The 17,477-nt window shown below is 66.1% G+C and carries 18 protein-coding genes; 9 read left to right on the forward strand and 9 right to left on the reverse strand.

Annotated elements, in window-relative coordinates; all coding sequences use genetic code 11:
* Positions 1 to 340: 340 nt before the first annotated feature.
* Positions 341 to 1,324, reverse strand: coding sequence for a Dabb family protein (locus A5740_RS18230; RefSeq protein ID WP_083654237.1), 984 nt, complete (start codon positions 1,322 to 1,324; stop codon positions 341 to 343).
* A 100-nt stretch (positions 1,325 to 1,424) separates the two neighbouring features.
* Between A5740_RS18230 and A5740_RS18235 the strand changes: the two genes are divergently transcribed.
* The gene (locus tag A5740_RS18235) at positions 1,425 to 2,630 is read left to right on the forward strand and encodes an NADH:flavin oxidoreductase (protein WP_076196246.1); all 1,206 of its coding nucleotides are present in this window, start codon (positions 1,425 to 1,427) and stop codon (positions 2,628 to 2,630) included.
* Here A5740_RS18235 and A5740_RS18240 read toward each other — a convergent pair.
* From A5740_RS18240 to A5740_RS18270, 7 genes are all read right to left on the reverse strand, one after another.
* Positions 2,607 to 3,530: an alpha/beta hydrolase gene (locus A5740_RS18240; protein WP_076196248.1), complete on the reverse strand. Its 924-nt coding sequence runs from the start codon at positions 3,528 to 3,530 to the stop codon at positions 2,607 to 2,609. The two genes, A5740_RS18235 and A5740_RS18240, sit on opposite strands and share 24 nt — an antisense overlap.
* A complete protein-coding gene (locus A5740_RS18245; protein ID WP_076196250.1) occupies positions 3,527 to 4,390 on the reverse strand; it encodes an IclR family transcriptional regulator in 864 nt (287 codons plus the stop codon). Before A5740_RS18245 ends, A5740_RS18240 begins: the two co-directional genes overlap by 4 nt.
* A 72-nt stretch (positions 4,391 to 4,462) precedes the next feature.
* Positions 4,463 to 4,888 carry a transcriptional regulator gene (locus tag A5740_RS18250; RefSeq protein WP_175616285.1) on the reverse strand — a complete coding sequence of 142 codons (426 nt, stop codon included), beginning with the start codon at positions 4,886 to 4,888 and terminating at the stop codon, positions 4,463 to 4,465.
* A 133-nt stretch (positions 4,889 to 5,021) separates the two neighbouring features.
* A complete protein-coding gene (locus tag A5740_RS18255) occupies positions 5,022 to 6,491 on the reverse strand; it encodes an FAD-dependent oxidoreductase (RefSeq protein WP_139335203.1) in 1,470 nt (489 codons plus the stop codon).
* Positions 6,488 to 7,396, reverse strand: a complete 909-nt coding sequence (gene bphC, locus A5740_RS18260; RefSeq protein ID WP_076196255.1) for a biphenyl-2,3-diol 1,2-dioxygenase — start codon at positions 7,394 to 7,396, stop codon at positions 6,488 to 6,490. The genes A5740_RS18255 and bphC overlap by 4 nt, the downstream gene beginning before the upstream one ends.
* An 11-nt stretch (positions 7,397 to 7,407) precedes the next feature.
* Complete coding sequence (locus A5740_RS18265) at positions 7,408 to 8,589, reverse strand: acyl-CoA dehydrogenase family protein (RefSeq protein WP_076196296.1); 1,182 nt, start codon at positions 8,587 to 8,589, stop codon at positions 7,408 to 7,410.
* Between the two features lie 87 nt (positions 8,590 to 8,676).
* The gene (locus A5740_RS18270; protein ID WP_076196257.1) at positions 8,677 to 9,732 is read right to left on the reverse strand and encodes a ferredoxin--NADP reductase; all 1,056 of its coding nucleotides are present in this window, start codon (positions 9,730 to 9,732) and stop codon (positions 8,677 to 8,679) included.
* Between the two features lie 145 nt (positions 9,733 to 9,877).
* Here A5740_RS18270 and A5740_RS18275 point away from each other — a divergent pair, with 145 nt between their 5' ends.
* The 6 genes from A5740_RS18275 to A5740_RS18300 are packed head-to-tail and all read left to right on the forward strand — an operon-like array spanning position 9,878 to position 14,714.
* Positions 9,878 to 11,491 carry an NAD(P)/FAD-dependent oxidoreductase gene (locus A5740_RS18275; protein WP_076196259.1) on the forward strand — a complete coding sequence of 538 codons (1,614 nt, stop codon included), beginning with the start codon at positions 9,878 to 9,880 and terminating at the stop codon, positions 11,489 to 11,491.
* Between the two features lie 26 nt (positions 11,492 to 11,517).
* A complete protein-coding gene (locus tag A5740_RS18280; protein ID WP_076196298.1) occupies positions 11,518 to 12,294 on the forward strand; it encodes a mycofactocin-coupled SDR family oxidoreductase in 777 nt (258 codons plus the stop codon).
* The gene (locus A5740_RS18285) at positions 12,291 to 12,521 is read left to right on the forward strand and encodes an SDR family oxidoreductase (RefSeq protein ID WP_076196261.1); all 231 of its coding nucleotides are present in this window, start codon (positions 12,291 to 12,293) and stop codon (positions 12,519 to 12,521) included. Before A5740_RS18280 ends, A5740_RS18285 begins: the two co-directional genes overlap by 4 nt.
* A gap of 8 nt (positions 12,522 to 12,529) precedes the next feature.
* Positions 12,530 to 13,324 (forward strand): SDR family oxidoreductase, encoded by a 795-nt coding sequence (locus tag A5740_RS18290; protein WP_076196263.1) that lies wholly within the window; start codon positions 12,530 to 12,532, stop codon positions 13,322 to 13,324.
* A gap of 31 nt (positions 13,325 to 13,355) precedes the next feature.
* Positions 13,356 to 13,847 carry a nuclear transport factor 2 family protein gene (locus A5740_RS18295; RefSeq protein WP_076196300.1) on the forward strand — a complete coding sequence of 164 codons (492 nt, stop codon included), beginning with the start codon at positions 13,356 to 13,358 and terminating at the stop codon, positions 13,845 to 13,847.
* Positions 13,848 to 13,868: 21 nt separating this feature from the next.
* Complete coding sequence (locus A5740_RS18300) at positions 13,869 to 14,714, forward strand: SDR family oxidoreductase (RefSeq protein ID WP_076196265.1); 846 nt, start codon at positions 13,869 to 13,871, stop codon at positions 14,712 to 14,714.
* A 10-nt stretch (positions 14,715 to 14,724) separates the two neighbouring features.
* Here the strand turns inward: A5740_RS18300 and A5740_RS18305 are convergent, their stop codons facing one another.
* On the reverse strand, positions 14,725 to 15,573 hold the full coding sequence (locus A5740_RS18305) for an alpha/beta fold hydrolase (protein ID WP_371454770.1): 849 nt from the start codon (positions 15,571 to 15,573) through the stop codon (positions 14,725 to 14,727).
* 269 nt (positions 15,574 to 15,842) lie between these two features.
* Between A5740_RS18305 and A5740_RS18310 the strand changes: the two genes are divergently transcribed.
* Complete coding sequence (locus tag A5740_RS18310; RefSeq protein WP_067769494.1) at positions 15,843 to 16,613, forward strand: ABC transporter permease; 771 nt, start codon at positions 15,843 to 15,845, stop codon at positions 16,611 to 16,613.
* Positions 16,610 to 17,470: an ABC transporter permease gene (locus tag A5740_RS18315; RefSeq protein WP_076196269.1), complete on the forward strand. Its 861-nt coding sequence runs from the start codon at positions 16,610 to 16,612 to the stop codon at positions 17,468 to 17,470. The genes A5740_RS18310 and A5740_RS18315 overlap by 4 nt, the downstream gene beginning before the upstream one ends.
* The last annotated feature ends 7 nt before the right edge of the window (positions 17,471 to 17,477 follow it).

The raw sequence follows: 17,477 nt of genomic DNA on the forward strand, positions 1-17,477 counted from the left end.
ATGTGCCCGACTATCAGCGACTTTTCAGCGACAATCACCACACGAGCAACGCGGACCTCATCAAACCCATTGTCGCTCAGCGTTTTCGCCACTCGAACATCTCTGACCTCATGCGCCCCATCCGTCCAGCGCCCGACTATCAGCGACTCTGTCGCTGTTGGCTGGACAACCCAAAACCCGTGACACATGTCGTGTTTGGCGACTGCCGTGACAGGAGTATAGATCGATGATGGGACAAACGGTGTCCATGATGCTCATGCGGCGATTGTCGCTGAAAAGTCGCTAATAGGCGGGCAGGTCGGCGCCTTCTCCGTCGACGCAACACGCCGAAGGGCCGCGCTCACAACACCGCATGGTCAGCTCGGCAAAAACTGTGGCACACCCGATCTCGGATGATCACGTCGGTGGTCTCGGGGTCGAACCAACGATCGACCACCGCCCAGTGGATCGGATGCATCAGGTAGGGGCCCATCAGGCCGTCGACATCGGTGAACTCCTGCTCGAACACGTGCGTCCAGTCGCTCGTACCCATCGCGGTGTCGACTCGGCTCAATTGCCAGGCCGCGATCGTCGACACGTAGCGCGGCATCATCGCCAGTTCACTCTCGAACGCCGCGACCGTCTCGGCGTCCACATCGTCCGGCACACGCAGCAGCAGCGCCCGGTACACACTGCCGGTGCCGCGGCGGACCGGAGATCCCTGGTAGGTCACGCCGTTGACGCGGATGATCGACGGGTCGGCCAGCACGTCGTCGAAATCACTGTTGTCCCAATCCTCTTGCCCCGAGAACCGGAGGTGGACCAGGATGTCACCGCCGTTGCGCGACCCGGGCAGCGTCGGTTGCACCAGTGGACTCAGCGCCCCGCTACGGTGCGCGGCCTCCCGCAAATCCGAGAGCACCCGGTCGCGTTCGGACTCGACGACGTCGAGCAGTCGGGTGACTCCCACGACGGTCGAACCGGATGACGGAATGGACACGTGCGCTGCGACGTCATCCATCTGCACGCCCTCGGCGGTGGAGGCGACGCTGCGATCGCGTTCGATGACCAGATCGGTGACACCGTCCCACCACCGGGCCACGGCCGGATCGGGCCGCCCTTGCCAGGTCATCTCCCACCAGGCCTGCGGACTCGGCAGCGACCAGGTGACGGTGACCACGTTGGAACGGTCGTCGAACCAGATGGGTGGACTGACCAAGACATCGCGCAAGGTCATGCCGCGCGCACGGGCGCCGGGCGCGTAGCCGTTGAGGTAGGCGTCGATGAACTTCTGTGCGCATCCCGGCGCGGTGACGACCCGGTCGATCACGAATACCTCGCCCATGTCGCGAGGTTATGGCGCGCGGGCCGCCGAGCGTCACCGTGCTCCCGACCATCGGGAAACTGCCGTTGACCGCCGACAGGGTCCGCGCGAAGGTGACCGGATGACCGATCCGTTCAGCCCGGCCCAGCTAGGGCCCGTGACGCTGCGAAACCGAGTGATCAAGGCCGCCACCTCGGAAGGCCGGTCACCCGATGGACTGGTCACCGATGAACTCATCGACTTCCATCGCAGCTTCGCCGAGGGCGGCGTCGGGATGACCACGGTGGCCTACTGCTGTGTATCCCCGCAAGGTGCGAGCGCCCCAGGCCAGATCGTCATGAACCGCAAGGCATTACCGGGTCTGCGGCAGCTCACCGATGCGGTACATCAGGCCGGCGCGGCCATCTCGGCACAGCTGGGGCATGCCGGGGTGGTGGCGCAGAAGAAGCTCACCGGCGTCACCGCCGTCGCGCCCAGCCGATTCATCAACCCGACCTCGTTCGCCTACTGCCGCGAGATCACCCGCAGCGAGATCGACCTGGTGATCACCCAGTTCGGGGATGCGGCACGGGTGGCGGTCGATGCCGGATTCGACGCTGTGGAACTGCATTTCGGCCACCTGTACCTACCCAGCTCGTTCCTCAGCCCGCTGATCAACCGCCGCAAGGACGAGTACGGCGGTGACATCGACAACCGCTCGCGCTTCGTGCGGCAGATCGCAGACAGGGTCCGCGAGGTGGTGGGCGACCGCATCGCGGTGATCGCCAAACTGGACATGGACGACGGCCTACCGGGCAGCATCTGGATCGACGAAGCACTGCGGACCGCCCAACTCCTCGATGCCGACGCCACACTGGACGCCCTCGAGCTCACCCAGGGATCGTCGGTGTACAAGCCGATGTACCTGTTCCGGGGCGATGTGCCGGTCAAGGAGTTCGCCACGGTGATGCCGCCGGCGCTGCGGCCCGCTGTCCGACTGGTCGGTAAGCAGGCGATGGGCGTCTACCCCTATCGCGACCTCTACATGCTGGAGGCCGCCCGCCAGTTCGTGCCGATCATGCGGAACACCAAACTCATTCTGCTGGGCGGGATCACGGACCGCGGGCACCTGGAGACCGGGCTGGCCGAAGGATTCGATTTCCTCGCCATGGGCCGCGCGTTGCTGCGGGAACCCGACCGGGTCAACACGATGATGTCCGAACCGGCGTCACGCAGTCGCTGCAACCACAACAACAAGTGCATGGTGACAGTGTTCGGTCGGACGCACTGCGTGCTCGATCCCGATCAACGCTATGGTGCCGCCTTAACGAGCGAGCAGGTCACCTAGGGCTTGGCTCGACTCCCGGCGGGCCCGGTGCGCGAGGTCCAGCATCGGCATGGTCATGAAGCCGTGGATGCCACCGTCGAAGGCGCAGCGGGTAACTGACACACCCGCCTTCTCCAGGGCATCGGCATAGGCGATGCCCTCGTCGCGCAGCGGATCATGGCCGGCCAGGACGACGACGGCCGGCGGCAACCCGTTCAGCTCACCCTGTAACGGCGATGCGTACGGGTGCCGCCGGTCGGTGACTGCGGGCACGTACTGGTCCCAATACCATTGCAGCGCCGGCCTCGGATTGTAGAAACCGTTGCCGAACAACCGGTAGGAGTCGGTGTCGAAATCCGCTGCGATCACCGGGTACAGCAGAAGCTGTGCCGCCAGATCCGGCCCACCGCGGTCGCGGGCCATCAGCGTCGTCACCGCGGCCAGATTCCCGCCGGCACTGTCGCCGCCCACCGCCACCCGGGCCGGGTCGGCGCCGAAGTCGGCGGCGTGGTCGACAGCCCACCGGACCGCAGCGTAGAAATCTTCGGCGGCTGTGGGCCAGCGGTGCTCGGGAGCTAACCGGTAGTCCACCGAAACCACCACCGCTGGAGCGAGATTGGCGAGGTTGCGGCACAGCCCGTCGTGGCTGTCGAGGTCGCAGAACACGAAGCCGCCGCCGTGGGCGTAGACCAGCATGGGGAGCGGTTCGGATGCGTCGGGCCGGTAGACGCGGACGTCGATGCGGCCGTTGTCGACCGGGATCTGATAGTCGGCAACGGAGGTGACCGGCTCAGGAGCAGGATTCGCCACGAAGCGGGCGTGGATGGCGGCCCGGGCTTCGGCACCCGTCATCGTGTGGACCGGCGGGAAGCCCGAATCGAGAGCTTCGATCATCTGCGCGATCTGGGGATCGAGGGTCATGCCGGCAGCAGGGCCGAGGTGGATCGTTGCGCGACGGGAGTGGCACCGCGCAACGGGCGCAGCGGCTGCAAGGTCGGTGCCACTCGTTGCGGCCCATCCTCGGCATTGCGCCAGATACCCATCGCGGTCATACGCACCGGCGCGGTGAGTCGCTGATCGAATGTCATCCGGTTCATGGGTCCACATACCGACACGGCCGCAACGGCTGCACCGGCCGGGCCGATCGGCGCTGCGACACAACCGAATCCGGGAAGTGATTCTTCGCGCTCGAAAGCCACCCCATGGGCCCGGACCTTGGCCAGCTCGGCTTCGAGTTGACGTTCCGTGCTGATCGAAAACCGCGTCCGGCGCGTCGCCAGGTCGGCTTGGGCGGACGGGTTGTCGGCCAGGATCGCTTTGCCGACCGCCGTACAGTGCGCGGGCTGGCGCCCGCCGACCCGAGTCGGGATGGCGGCCACCATCTGACCACCGATCTTCTCCAGGTACACCACGTCGGACCCGTCCAGGACCGCCAGGTGGACCACCAACCCGGTGGCGCGGTGCAGATCGCGCAGCAAGGGAATCGCTGCCCGGTGGATGCGGTCCTGATGCAGCGCCAGCGAGCCCAACTCAACCAGGCGCATGCCCAACTCGTAATCGCGGCCGTCGCGGCGGAGCCAGCGCAGCTGGACCAGTCGCTCAAGGATGCGGTGCGCCGACGACCGGGGCAGGCCGGTGCGGCGCACGATGTCGGCCAGCGTCAGGCGGGCCGTGCCGTCGAAGGCATCGAGTACCAGGGAAACCCGGTCGATGACAGCGCTGGGTGTCTCGAGCGTCGCCTTCTTACCCGTGACTGGGGGGTGTTCGATCATCGCGGTCATGGTTCCTCCAGGGGCTGCCCCGCCGGGCATATGACTAATAGTCATATGACTACCACAAGTATGTGTCCGCTGTCACGTTATTGGCGGCGTTATCAGCTCCGTCGCATTCTGGCCGAACCGGACAATCTGTTTTCCCAGGTCACCCACCTCTTTCGGATCGAGTTCGCGATAGGGCTGAGCTGACACCGACATGACGACATTGCCGCCGAAGTCGCGGATCGGCGCCGAGATAGTGGCCACCGCGATACGGCCCTCGGCCGATTTGCCGGTGAAATCGTCGGGCAGGACGTCAACCACGGTCAGATCGGCGACGGCTCCGGCCAGCCTGGTGGACACGGCGTCCGGCGCCTTTCCGTCGTCAAGGGCGATCAGCGCGTCGAAAACTCGGATGAGGGGCCCGCTGAGTCGTTCCACTCCGTAGCCGCGTTGATGAATCTCGCTGAGCACACGGGTGATCCGGTCGGAGAACGCGTCGCTGACCGGACCTGATGTCGACATCCACTGTGCGGCGGCCTCGGGCGAATCCCAGGCGACGAACTCGCGGCCGAAGGGCGGACCTAACGCTTCCCTCGAATGTGAAGAAGATCGCGAGAATTCCGGAGAATCTCGCGATCTTCTTCACGTTCGGCGTTCAGGCTTGGGCAGCGCCGGCCCCGGCGCGGCGACCGTAGAAGCTGCCGTCGCCCAGCGACACCCCGCTGGCGTAACCCCAGGCGGCCAGGCCGGCGGTGCAGCGTCCGGCTGCGAAGAGGCCAGGAATCGGCTCGCCGCTGACGTGCAGCACCTCGGCGTCCAGCGTGGTGGCCAGACCGCCGAGGGTGAAGCCGCCGGTGCTCTCGCGCAGGTCGATCGCACCCACCGGAGACTTGATCGGCTTGAGCCACTGCGATTTCTTGTGCAACAAGGGATCTTCGCCCCGGGCCGCACCGTCGTTGTAGGCATCCACGGTGGCCTGCAAAGAGTTCGGCGGGAGCCCGATCTCGGCCTCCAGCTCGGCGACGGTATCGGCCACCCACGTCGGCGGCCGCATCATCAGCTGCGGCGACAGCGAGGCCATCGCCTCCTCCTGCGCATCGCCGTCGATGATCAGATAGGCCGTGTTGCTCTGGTGATACAGCGTCAGCTGTCCGGCCCGGCCCGGATAGGTGTCCTCGGCGACATAGCGCTGACCCCGCTCATTCACCAGAATCCCACGCACCAACTGCTGCGGATCGATGAACAGCGCCACCTCGGTGGCATCCATGTGGGCCAGATCGGCGCCGAGCGCCTGCGCCATCCGGATGGCCTGCCCGTCGTGCTGCTCGATCGACGCGGCCGGGCGCCCGGCAATCCGCGGGGCGTACTGGGCGACCATGGCGTCGTTGTAGGCGAAACTTCCCATCGCCAACACCACGCCGCGGCGGGCCCGTACAGCGATCTCGTTGCCGTACTGCCGCGCCACCACTCCGGCCACGCGACCGTCGGATTCGACGACCAACCGCTGCACCCGCATGTCGTACAGGGACCGCGCGCCCGCCGCATTCGCGGTGTCGACAAGCGGTTTCATCAACATGAAACCGGCGCTGGCCTCGCCCTGCTTCTTGTTCGACATCTGCGGCACATGCCCGCGCGGGGCCGGCGTCGCAATCGTGTTGAACGGGTAGGAGTTCTCGCCACCGGAGTACATCAGCCCTTGGTCGCCCATCGGCTCCCAGCCGGGCTCGCCGAAGAACTCGGCCTTGAACGGCACTCCGCAGCCCACCAGCCAGTCGAAGTGCGCGACGCTGCCGCCGCAGTAATCGGCGATGCGGGCCGCGTCGGCGCCGGGACCCATGGCGGCGTTGAGGAAGGCGGCCATGTTGTCGACCGAATCGTCGAAGCCGCAGGCTTTCTGGATGGGTGTGCCGCCGCCGAGATAGATGAATCCGCCGGCCATCGAGGCGGCTCCGCCCCAAGAACCGGTGCGTTCCAGCACCAGGACGTCGGCCCCGGCGCGGGTGGCCTCGACGGCCGCGGCCGCCCCGGCGACGCCGTAACCGGCGATGACGACGTCGGCCTCATGGTCCCAATTCGCCACTTCGGTGGCGGCGATCGGGCTGGGATCGAACGACGGAGTTGTCACGGTTGCATCGCCTTCGGCAAATCGCTGACCCACTGGTGTCCCCAGTAGCTGTCGGCAGTGATTTCTTCTGCGGTGTAATAGGTTTCGTCGACGCGCATGCCCTCGGTGCCGAACTCGATGTCCCAGTCACCGGGCGCGCGCACATAGAACGACACCATCTTGTCGTTGGTGTGCCGACCCAGGGTCGAGGACAGCTGGAAGCCCTCGGCGTTCACCCGATCCAGGGCCTGCCCGACCGCGTCCAGCGTGTCGACCTCGACCATGAGATGAATGAGGCCCGGATCGCGCAGGGTCTGCGCCGGACAGAGCGCCAGGCTGTGGTGGCGCTCGTTGATGCCCATGAACCGGACCCGGATCGGGCCGAATTCCGGCGGCACCGGAACCCGGAATGCCCCGCGGGACTTGAAACCCAGTACCTCGGTGTAGAACTCGAACAAGCCGTTGACGTCGAGCGCGGGCAACACCACATGCCCGAGGCCCTGATCGCCGGTGACGAACTTCGCCCCGAACGGCGTGACGACGGGGGAGTGGTCGAGGACCGGACCATGGAACACCTCCAGCGAGGTACCGGCCGGATCGTCGAAAGCGATGGCTTCCTCCACCCGTCGGGCGTCGGTCTCCTCGAGTGACAACTGCTTGAACGGCACGCCCGCAGCATCCAGCGCGGCCTTTACCTGCTCCAGATCGGCATGGTCACGCACCTCCCAGCCGACCGCCATGATCTTGTCGACGTCGCCGGGCACGACGATGATCCGGGCGGCGCGTTCATCCATCCGCAGATACAGGGCGGACTCGTCCGGGCCGGTACCGGTGGCGAACCCGAGGACGTTGAACGCGAAGTGGCGCCAGCGCTCGATGTCGGAGGCGGCGACGGTGACGTAGCCGAGGCTCTTGATCAATCCCATGTCTCGCCCTCTCAGATCATCGCCCGCAGCGGTCCCTGCGGATCGACACCCAACGAACTCAGGGCCGAGGCGTGATACACCGTCCCGGGCACGTGGATGGCATGTGCCTGCCCGACATGCGCGTCGCGCCAATACCGTTGCAGTGGTTTGTCCATCCGCGCGGCGTTGCCGCCGCAGCGGGCGAAGATCTCGTCGACCGCGGACACCGCGCGCCACACTGCCCGGATCTGGGTGCGTCGCCCGGCGGCCCGGTCTTCGAAGCTCACTTCTTTGCCCGAGTCGACGATGTCGTAGATGCGATCGGCGTTGGCCAGCAGCTCCTGACGGGCAGCATTGATGTCGGCGGCGGCCTCGCCGATCGCATACATCACGTACGGGTCGTCCTTGATCGCCACGCCGCTGGAGTTGACTCGTTCCCGCTGGTAGTCGAGGGCGGCCGCCAGCGCACCCTCGGCGATGCCGATGGTGGCCGAGCTGATGCCGAGCGGGAACATCGTCGACCACGGCATCAGATACAGCGTCTCGGTCATCCCGGCTTCGCGCTGGGCAGTGCCGTCCATGACCTTCATCGCGTCCATCGTCCGGTAGGACGGCACGAAGGCATCCTTGACGATGACGTCCTTGGAGCCGGTTCCGCGCAGCCCCACCACGTCCCACGAGTCCTGGACGATCTCGTAGTCCTTACGCGGCAGGATCATGTGCAGCATCTGCGGCGGCATCAACGGCTTGCCGTCCGAATCGCCGAGCATCGCGCCCAGGAAGATCCAGTCGCAGTGATCGGTGCCCGAGCTGAACTGCCAGCGACCGTTGAAGAGGTAACCGCCATCGACGGGCTTGGCCACGCCCTGAGGCGCATACGGCGACGCGACCCAGGTGTCGACGTCATCGGCCCAGATCTCGGCGGCGACGCGCGGGTCGGCGTAGGCCAATTGGTACGGATGCACGCCGACCACGCCGTTGATCCAGCCGGCCGACGGATCGAGGGCCGCGGTGGCCATCACGGTCTCGGCGAACTCGCGGGGATGAACCTCCAAGCCACCGTGGGACTTCGGTTGCAACAGACGAATGTTGCCCGCCGCTTTCATGAGCTTGACCGTCTCGTCGGTGAGCTTGCCGATCTTCTCGGCCTCGGGGCCCTGGTTGCGCAGTTGGTCGGCGATCTCGTGCACCCGGTCGAGTACCCGCTCAGTCATCATTTGGTCCTATCGTCGAGGGCTGGCATTGATGGTGTACCGCGTCGAACCCCGTCGTGGAGCCGAATCCCGGTCAGTGGAAGCAGCTCAGAATTCGATGTGCAGCTCGTCGGATACCGGTCTGGCCTGGCAACCAAGGATCACCCCGTCGGCGAGATCCTCGGGTTCGAGAATGTCGCAGGTGGCCATGTCCACGTCACCGCGCACCACGGTGGCCGCGCACGATCCACACTGGCCCTCCTTGCAGGAGTACGGCACGTCGATGCCGGCGGCGACGAGCGCGTCGACCAGTGTCGCGTTCCGCGGCCAGCGCAGCCGGTGGGTGGTGCCGTCCAGGTCGAGTTGGAGGTCCGCGGCATCGCCGTCGTCGGCAACGGCTGAGGCGTTGTCGACGACGAAGGGATCACCCGACAGTGACTGGAAGACCTCGAGATGGATCCGCTCCCGCGGCACCCCGGCCTCGGCGAGCGTCTCCTTCACCATCGTCATGAAGGGGGCGGGGCCGCACACGAACGACTCGAAGCCGGAGCCGGCGAACACCGTCTGGGTGAAACCGCTCAACTGGGCGCGAGTGGGCAGGCCCTGGACCGATTCGAGCCAGTGCAGCACGGTCAACCGACCGGCGTAGCGGGCGGCGAGCTCACGTAACTCGGCGGCGAAGATCACCGAGCGTTCGTCTCGGTTGGCGTAGCACAGCACCACGCGTCCGGTGCCCGCCGTCAGCACCGATTTCAGAATCGACATCACCGGGGTTATGCCGCTGCCTGCCGCCCACAGCAGGAAATCGGTGTCGAGCGTGGTGGGGGTGAAGACGCCGGACGGCGGCAGCACCTCGATGGTGTCGCCCACGTTGATGTTGTCGCACAACCAATTCGACCCGTAGCCGTCGGTCGTGCGTTTCACCGTGACCTTCGGTGCCGGGTCAGTATGCGGCGAGCTCGCCAGTGAGTAGCACCGGGCCACCGATCCGGTGGTGTCGCTGGGCACCCGCAACGTCAGGAACTGTCCCGGGCGGTAGGCGAACCTCTCACTCTCGGCGTCAGGGATGGCGAATACCAACGAACGCGCATCGGGGCTCTCCTCGATGACGTCGGCCACCGTGACGAGCACGCCCCGGCTGGTCTGGATGCTCGCGTCGATCATGGACCGACATTGTGCTGGCGAAACCGCGGGCGCCAACCCGCCGGTTCCGGTGGTCGGGACACGGGTCTCGGCGTCCGGTGACCGGGAACAGCGGCGGTCAGTACCGTGCCGGCCGCCTAGCGTAGTCGCGGTGAGCACTGGATCGATGAGCGTTCCCGATGTCGCCGTCGTGGATGTTGTAGTGGTGGGCGCCGGATTCGGCGGTCTGTACGCGTTGCACAAGTTCCGGTCGCAGGGACTGTCGGTGCGAGTATTCGAAGCCGCACCAGATGTGGGTGGCACCTGGTACTACAACCGCTACCCGGGTGCCCGCTGCGACGTCGAGAGCGTGGACTACTGCTACTCGTTTTCCGATGAGCTCCAACAAGAGTGGACGTGGACCGAGAAGTACGCCACGCAGGCCGAGATCCTGAAGTACATCAACTGGGTGGCCGACAAGCTCGATCTGCGCCGCGACATCACGTTCGACACCAGGGTGACCCGAGCGGTACTCGACGAGAAGACGCTGCGCTGGACGGTCACCACCGATACCGGCGAGACGGTTGACGCGCGGTTCGTGGTGATGGCCACCGGCCCGTTGTCGGCGGCGATGACTCCGGATTTCCCGGGGCTCACCAGCTTCGGCGGCGAGGTGTACCACACCGCGCACTGGCCGCATGAGGGCGTGGACTTCACCGGTAAGCGGGTCGCGGTGATCGGCACCGGATCCTCGGGTATCCAGTCGATTCCGATCATCGCCGAGCAGGCCGAACGGCTCTACGTGTTCCAACGGACTCCGAACTACAGCGTGCCGGCCGGCAACCGGCCGCTGACCGGTGACGAGGTGGCCGACATCAAGGCGAACTACGCCGAGCGGCGCCGGATGTCGTGGCGCAGCGGCGGCGGTTCCCCGCACGTGGCGCACCCGAAGCTGACCATGGAGGCCACCGCCGAGGAACGTCGCGAGGCTTTCGAAAAGCGTTGGGAACTGGGCGGAGTGCTGTTCTCCAAGACCTTCACCGATCAGATGGTCTCCCTAGAAGCCAATGAAGAAGCGCGCAAGTTCTACGAGGGCAAGATCCGCGCGATCATCGACGATCCGCAGGTCGCCGAACTGTTGATCCCCAATGACCATCCGATCGGCACGAAACGGATCTGCACCGACTCCAACTACTTCCAGACGTTCAACCGGCCCAACGTCACTCTAGTGAGCGTCCGCAAGACCCCGATCGAGTCGATCGACGAATCGGGGATCAACACCACCGGTGACCACTACGCCATCGACGCATTGGTGCTGGCCACCGGATTCGATGCGATGACCGGCACGCTGGCCAAGGTCGACATCGTGGGCCGTGGCGGGGAAAGGCTTGTCGACGACTGGGCGGATGGACCGCGCACCTACCTCGGCCTGGGCACCGACGGCTTCCCCAACCTGTTCCTGGTCTCCGGACCCGGGGCGCCGGCCGTGCTGGCGAACATGGTGCTGCATGCCGAAGCGCATGTGAACTGGATCGCCGACGCCATCGCCTATCTCGACCAGAATGGTTATGCCGCAATCGAGCCGACCGCCGACGCGGTCGACGGCTGGATCGCCGAGTGCGCGCAGCGGGCCGACTCGACACTGTTCACCAAGGCCAATTCCTGGTACATGGGCGCCAATGTGCCCGGTAAACCCCGAGTGTTCATGCTGTTCATCGGCGGCTTCGGTGTCTACCTGGACATCTGCAACGAGGTGGCGGCATCGGGATACAAGGGGTTCGATCTGTGCAAGACGCGGTAGGGCCGGGGCTGCTGGACAAGGTCGTCATGGTCACCGGCGCGGCTCGTGGCACCGGACGCGTGCATTGCGAACGTTTCGCCGACGCCGGGGCCGACGTCATTGCGCTCGACCGCCCCGACGTCGCCGACGACCTACGTGAGACCGCTGAACGGGTACAGCAACGCGGCAGGCGCTGTGTCACCGGACTGAGCGACGTCAGCCACCTCGCCGCGATGACGTCCGCGGTCGACGCCGGCGTGAGGGCGCTGGGCCGGCTCGATGTCATCGTCGCCAACGCCGGCATCCACACCCCGGGCGGGCCGGCCTGGACCATCAGCGCCCAGGACTGGCAACGCACCCTGGACGTCAACCTGACCGGGGTCTGGCACACCGTCAAGGCCGGGGTGCCCCACCTCGGCCCCGACGGCGGTTCCATCGTGATCATCAGCTCCACCAACGGCTTACGTGGCACGGCGGGTGCCGCGCACTACACCGCCAGCAAGCATGCCGTCGTGGGACTGGCCCGCACCCTCGCCAACGAACTTGGGCCACAAGGGATCCGGGTCAACACCGTGCACCCCGGGGCGGTGGCCACGCCGATGGTGCGCAACCCCGCCACCTACAAACGGCTGCGCCCGGACCTGGACAACCCCACCGAGGCCGACGCCATCGAAGTGCTCACCGCGCGCAACCTGCTGCCGGTGCCGTGGGTGGAACCCGTCGACGTGGCCAACGCCGCGGTGTTTTTGGCCTCCGATCACGCCCGCTACATCACTGGAACTCAACTCGTGGTCGACGCCGGACTGACCCAGAAGACGACATGACCGGTCGGCTGGCGCACAAGACCGCGCTCATCACGGGTGCGGCCCGCGGGATCGGCCGGGCGCAGGCCGTGCGTTTCGCCGAGGCCGCGACGCGGATGAACCTGCTCGCCGTGCCCTGGGTGGATCCCGTCGACGTGGCGAACGCCTGCTTGTTTCTGGCCTCCGATGAAGCCCGCTACATCACGTCCGTCACCCTGCCGGTCGACGCCGGCAGTACCCAACGCTAGGAGCAACCATGACCGATCTGGCCAAGTACGGGCCGTGGGCCGTCATCGCCGGAGGTTCCGAAGGCGTCGGTGCCGAATTCGCCTGCCAGCTCGCCGGGTCAGGATTCAACCTGGTCCTCATCGCGCGCAAACTGGGGCCGCTGGAAGAGACCGCGCAGCGATGTCGCGCACTCGGTTCCGAGGTGCGAACCGTCTCCGTGGACCTGCTGGATCGGCAGGTGGTGGCCGAGATCGCCGAAACCACCGCCGATCTCGACGTCGGGCTGCTGATCTACAACGCCGGGGCGAGCACCTGTAACGAGCTGTTCCTGGACGCGGACCTGGGCGAGTTCCAGAAGGTGACCGATCTCAACGTGACCCGGATGCTGGAGATGGTGCAGCACTACGGCCGGTCGATGGCCGATCGCGGACGCGGCGGCATCATGATCGTCGGCTCGCTCTCGGGTTACATGGGAGCGTGGCGACACTCCATTTACGCCGGCGCCAAGGCGTTTTCCCGGATGTTCGCCGAAAGTCTGTGGCTGGAACTGCGAGAGCGCAACGTCGACGTGCTCGAGCTGGTTCTGGGCGTGACCCGGACCCCGGCGATGGAGCGGGTCGGCCTGAACTTCGATGCACCCGGGATTCGCGTCGGCGAGCCGGCCGAGGTGGCCGCGGAGGGTCTGGCTCACCTCGCCGACGGCCCGGTGTGGGTCGCCGGCGGCAACGCCGACCAGGCCGAGGCCAACAGTGCTGCCGACCGCGCCCGGGTGGTGTCGGATACGCATCAGGCGATCATGTCGCTCATGCCCGGCGCACACTGACGCCCAGGCGACGCGCTATACAGGAGTGACCATGACGATCGAACAGCAGTTACTCACCCGGCTGCAGCGTCTCGAAGACGAGCTGGCCATCGCGAAACTCCTTGCTTCCTACGGTCCATCGGTGGATGCGGGCAATGCCGACACCGCAGCTGGGCTGTGGGCGGTCGACGGCACCTACGATGTCGAGGACTGGCAGATGATTGGCCGCAGCGGCGTGCACGACATGGTCAGCTCGACGGGACATCAGAAGCTGGTCGCCGGTGGATGTTGCCATTTCCTCGGGCCGGCCGTGGTCACCGTCGACGGCGACACCGCGATCGCGGTATGCGAATCATTGGTGTTGTTGCGGGATGATGCGGGTTATCGGGTGTGGCGGGCCACCGCCAACCACTTCACGCTGGAACGTGTTGACGGGCAATGGCAGATCACCACCCGCACCAGCCGGTTGCTCAACGGGGATCCGTACGCACATACGCTGTTGAACCGCGGATTGGCCGGGGAACCTGTGCCCGGACAGATCTAACCCCTGACAGGATTGGTGACTATGGGTACGTATGTGGTGACGGGATCGGCGTCCGGGATGGGCCGTGCGGCGGCGCAGCGACTGCTGGCCGACGGGCACCGGGTCATCGGTGTCGACCTGCGTGAGGCCGATGTGGTCGCGGATCTCTCGACAGCACACGGCCGTTCGGATGCCGCCGCGTCGGTGCTCGAGTTGGCCGAGGGCCGGCTCGACGGCGCTGTGTTGGCGGCCGGCGTCGGTCCGTTGCCGGGACGCGACAACGTGAAGCTGATCCTGTCGGTCAACTACTTCGGCGTGGTGGATCTGCTGCGCGCCTGGCAACCGGCTTTGGCCGCGAGCGGCAACGCGAAAGTGGTCGTCGTCGGAAGCAACTCGACGACCACGATGCCGATGGTGCCGAACGCTGCGGTGCGGGCACTGTTGCGCGACGATCTGGACCGGGCCACCAAGGTGGTGCGACGGTTCTTCGCTGCCGCACCGTCGCTCGCCTACGGTACGTCCAAGATCGCCGTCTCCCGCTGGGTCCGGCGCACCGCGGTCACGAAGTCCTGGGCGGGATCGGGTATCCGGCTCAATGCGATCGCCCCCGGGGCCATCCTGACTCCGTTGCTCGAAAAGCAGCTGGCCACACCCCGCGAAGCGAAGGCCGTCCAATCCTTTCCGGTGCCCGTCGGCGGTTTCGGCAATCCGGAGCATCTCGCCGAGTGGATGGTCTTCATGCTCTCCGACGCTGCTGACTTCCTTTGCGGCAGCGTGGTGTTCGTCGACGGTGGATCGGACGCCTACTTCCGCTCCGATGCCTGGCCGCGCCGGGTGCCGACGCACGGCCTCCCCACGTACCTGCTGCGGTTTCTGAAGCGCCCCTAGGACATCGGTGTCACCGGGTCAGGAACCCGGCGACCACCGACTCGAAGGCCTCTTTTGCCTCGATCATCGCCCAGTGTCCGCAGTTGGGGAACACGTGTAGCTCCGCATTGGGGATGGTGCGCATCGGGATCAGCGACATGTCCAACGGGCTGACCCGGTCGTCACGGCCCCAGGTCAACAGCGTCGGCGCGGCAACCTTGTGCATCCGCGCCCACGGCATGGGAAGGTCAGAAGCCGCCATCGCGGACATCATCGCGGTGAAGGCCGCCTTGCCGTACATCCGGCGTGCCGCGGCCAACGTCTCCGGGTCGGTCGCCAGAGTCCAGCGCTCTTCGATGAGTTCGTCGGTGACCAGCGACTGGTCGTAGACCATGGAACGCAGCCAGTCGACGAGGCGCTGCCGGGTCGGGTCTTCGGTGAACTCCTGCAGCAGGCGAATGCCCTCGCTGGGGCCGGGAGAGAAGATCGTCGTGCCGATCCCGCCGATCGTCACGAGCCGGCCGACGCGGTCGGGGGCGGTGATCGCGGTGTTGATGCCGACGCCGCCACCCATCGAATTACCGACGATGTCCACCCGCTCCACACCGAGGGCATCGAGGAACGGAACCACCGTGCCCTGCGCGGTGACCATCGGATGCCCACCCCAGTCGTCGGAGACGCCGAAGCCGGGGAACTCCAGGATCAGACACCGGAAGCGGTCGGTGAACGTGGGCAGCACGCCACGGAAATTTCGCCACCCTGTCACCCCGGGACCCGATCCGTGCAGGAACAACACGACCGGACCCTCGCCGACGTCGTAATACCGTAAAGCGCCTGCGCTGGTGTTGATCTCGCGTAACTCAGCTGCAGAATTCGACACGGCTCTTCCTTCGTCTCGCGGACTCATCGCTGTCCACCCTCACATGCCGACGCCTCCTCGGCAATGCGATGTTCCGCTGACCGGTGAGCACCGCAGGCCATCGGCCCGGTGTCGATCTCCCGTTGGGCGGGACACCCCATGGCAGGGCGGGGGACGGACTGCGATGGTTCCCCAGACGTGTGGTCCGCGTCATACCCGGTGTCATACCCAGTGACACACCCACTGCCATACCCAGCCCTCGACCGGCCCCGCGCAGAACGGAGAATCCGATGCCGCAGCGACAGCTCGCCGTCCCACTTGAGGGAGTGGGTGGGTTGTTCGCCATGTCGGTCGACGCGGTGAAATTCGTGGTGCGCGGGCCGTTCCAGTGGCGCGAATTCCTCGACCAGTCCTGGTTCGTGGCGCGGGTTGCCATGGCGCCGACGCTTCTGGTGGCGATTCCGTTCACCGTCCTGGTGTCGTTCACCTTGAACATCCTGCTGCGCGAGTTGGGGGCGGCAGACCTCTCCGGGGCCGGCGCCGCCTTCGGCGCGGTGACCCAGGTGGGACCGATGGTGACCGTGCTGATCGTGGCCGGTGCCGGGGCCACCGCGATGTGCGCCGACCTGGGATCGCGCACGGTACGGGAAGAGATCGACGCCATGGAGGTGCTGGGGATCAACCCGGTGCAGCGGCTTGTCACTCCCCGGATGCTGGCCTCAGGCCTGGTGGCGTTGCTGCTCAACAGTGTCGTCGTGATCATCGGAATCCTTGGCGGATACCTGTTCTCGGTGTTCGTCCAAGACGTGAATCCCGGTGCGTTCGCGGCAGGCATCACACTGCTCACCGGTATCCCAGAGGTCGTCATCTCGTGCGTCAAGGCCGCCTTGTTCGGCTTGATCGCCGGGCTGGTCGCCTGCTACCGCGGCTTGACCGTGTCGGGTGGCGGCGCCAAGGCGGTGGGCAACGCGGTGAACGAAACCGTCGTCTACGCGTTCATGGCATTGTTCGTGGTCAACGTGGTGGTCACCGCCATCGGCATTCAGATGACGACCCGATGACGGCGTCCGCGGCGGTACTCCAGTCGGCCTACCCGCGCCTGTCCCGGGCCGTGCGCCGGCCCGTCGGCGTCGTGAGCGGGATCGGTGACCACGTCCTGTTCTACGGCCGGGCCTTGGCGGGCATGCCCTACGCGGTCGCGCACTACCGCAAGGAAGTCATCCGACTGATAGCCGAAATCAGCATGGGTGCAGGCACACTCGCGATGATCGGCGGGACAGTCGTGATCGTCGGGTTCTTGACACTGGCCACCGGTGGCGTGCTGGCGATCCAGGGCTACAGTTCGCTGGGCAACATCGGCATCGAAGCGTTGACCGGTTTTCTGGCGGCCTTCATCAACGTCCGGATCTCGGCGCCCATCGTCGCGGGCATCGGTCTGGCTGCCACCTTCGGCGCCGGCGTCACCGCCCAGCTCGGCGCGATGCGGATCAACGAAGAGATCGACGCGGTGGAATCGATGGCCATCCGCTCTGTCGAGTACCTGGTGAGTACCCGCATCGCTGCCGGCATGCTGGCGATCACGCCGCTGTACTCGATCGCGGTGATCCTGTCTTTCCTGGCAAGCCAATTCACCACGGTGGTGCTGCTCGGGCAGTCGGGTGGCCTCTACGGCCACTACTTCAGCACGTTTCTCAATCCGATCGACCTGCTGTGGTCGTTTCTGCAGGCCCTGCTGATGGCGCTGGCGATCCTGCTGGTCCATACCTACTACGGATTCTTCGCGACCGGCGGTCCGGCCGGCGTGGGGGTGGCGGTCGGCAACGCCGTGCGGACGTCGCTGATCGTCGTCGTGTCCATCACGCTGCTGATCTCACTGGCCGTCTACGGGTCCAACGGCAACTTCAACCTCTCCGGCTAACGAAGGC

Origin of the sequence: Mycobacterium sp. GA-1841, from assembly GCF_001954135.1 — a bacterium.
Classification (GTDB): Bacteria; Actinomycetota; Actinomycetes; order Mycobacteriales; family Mycobacteriaceae; genus Mycobacterium.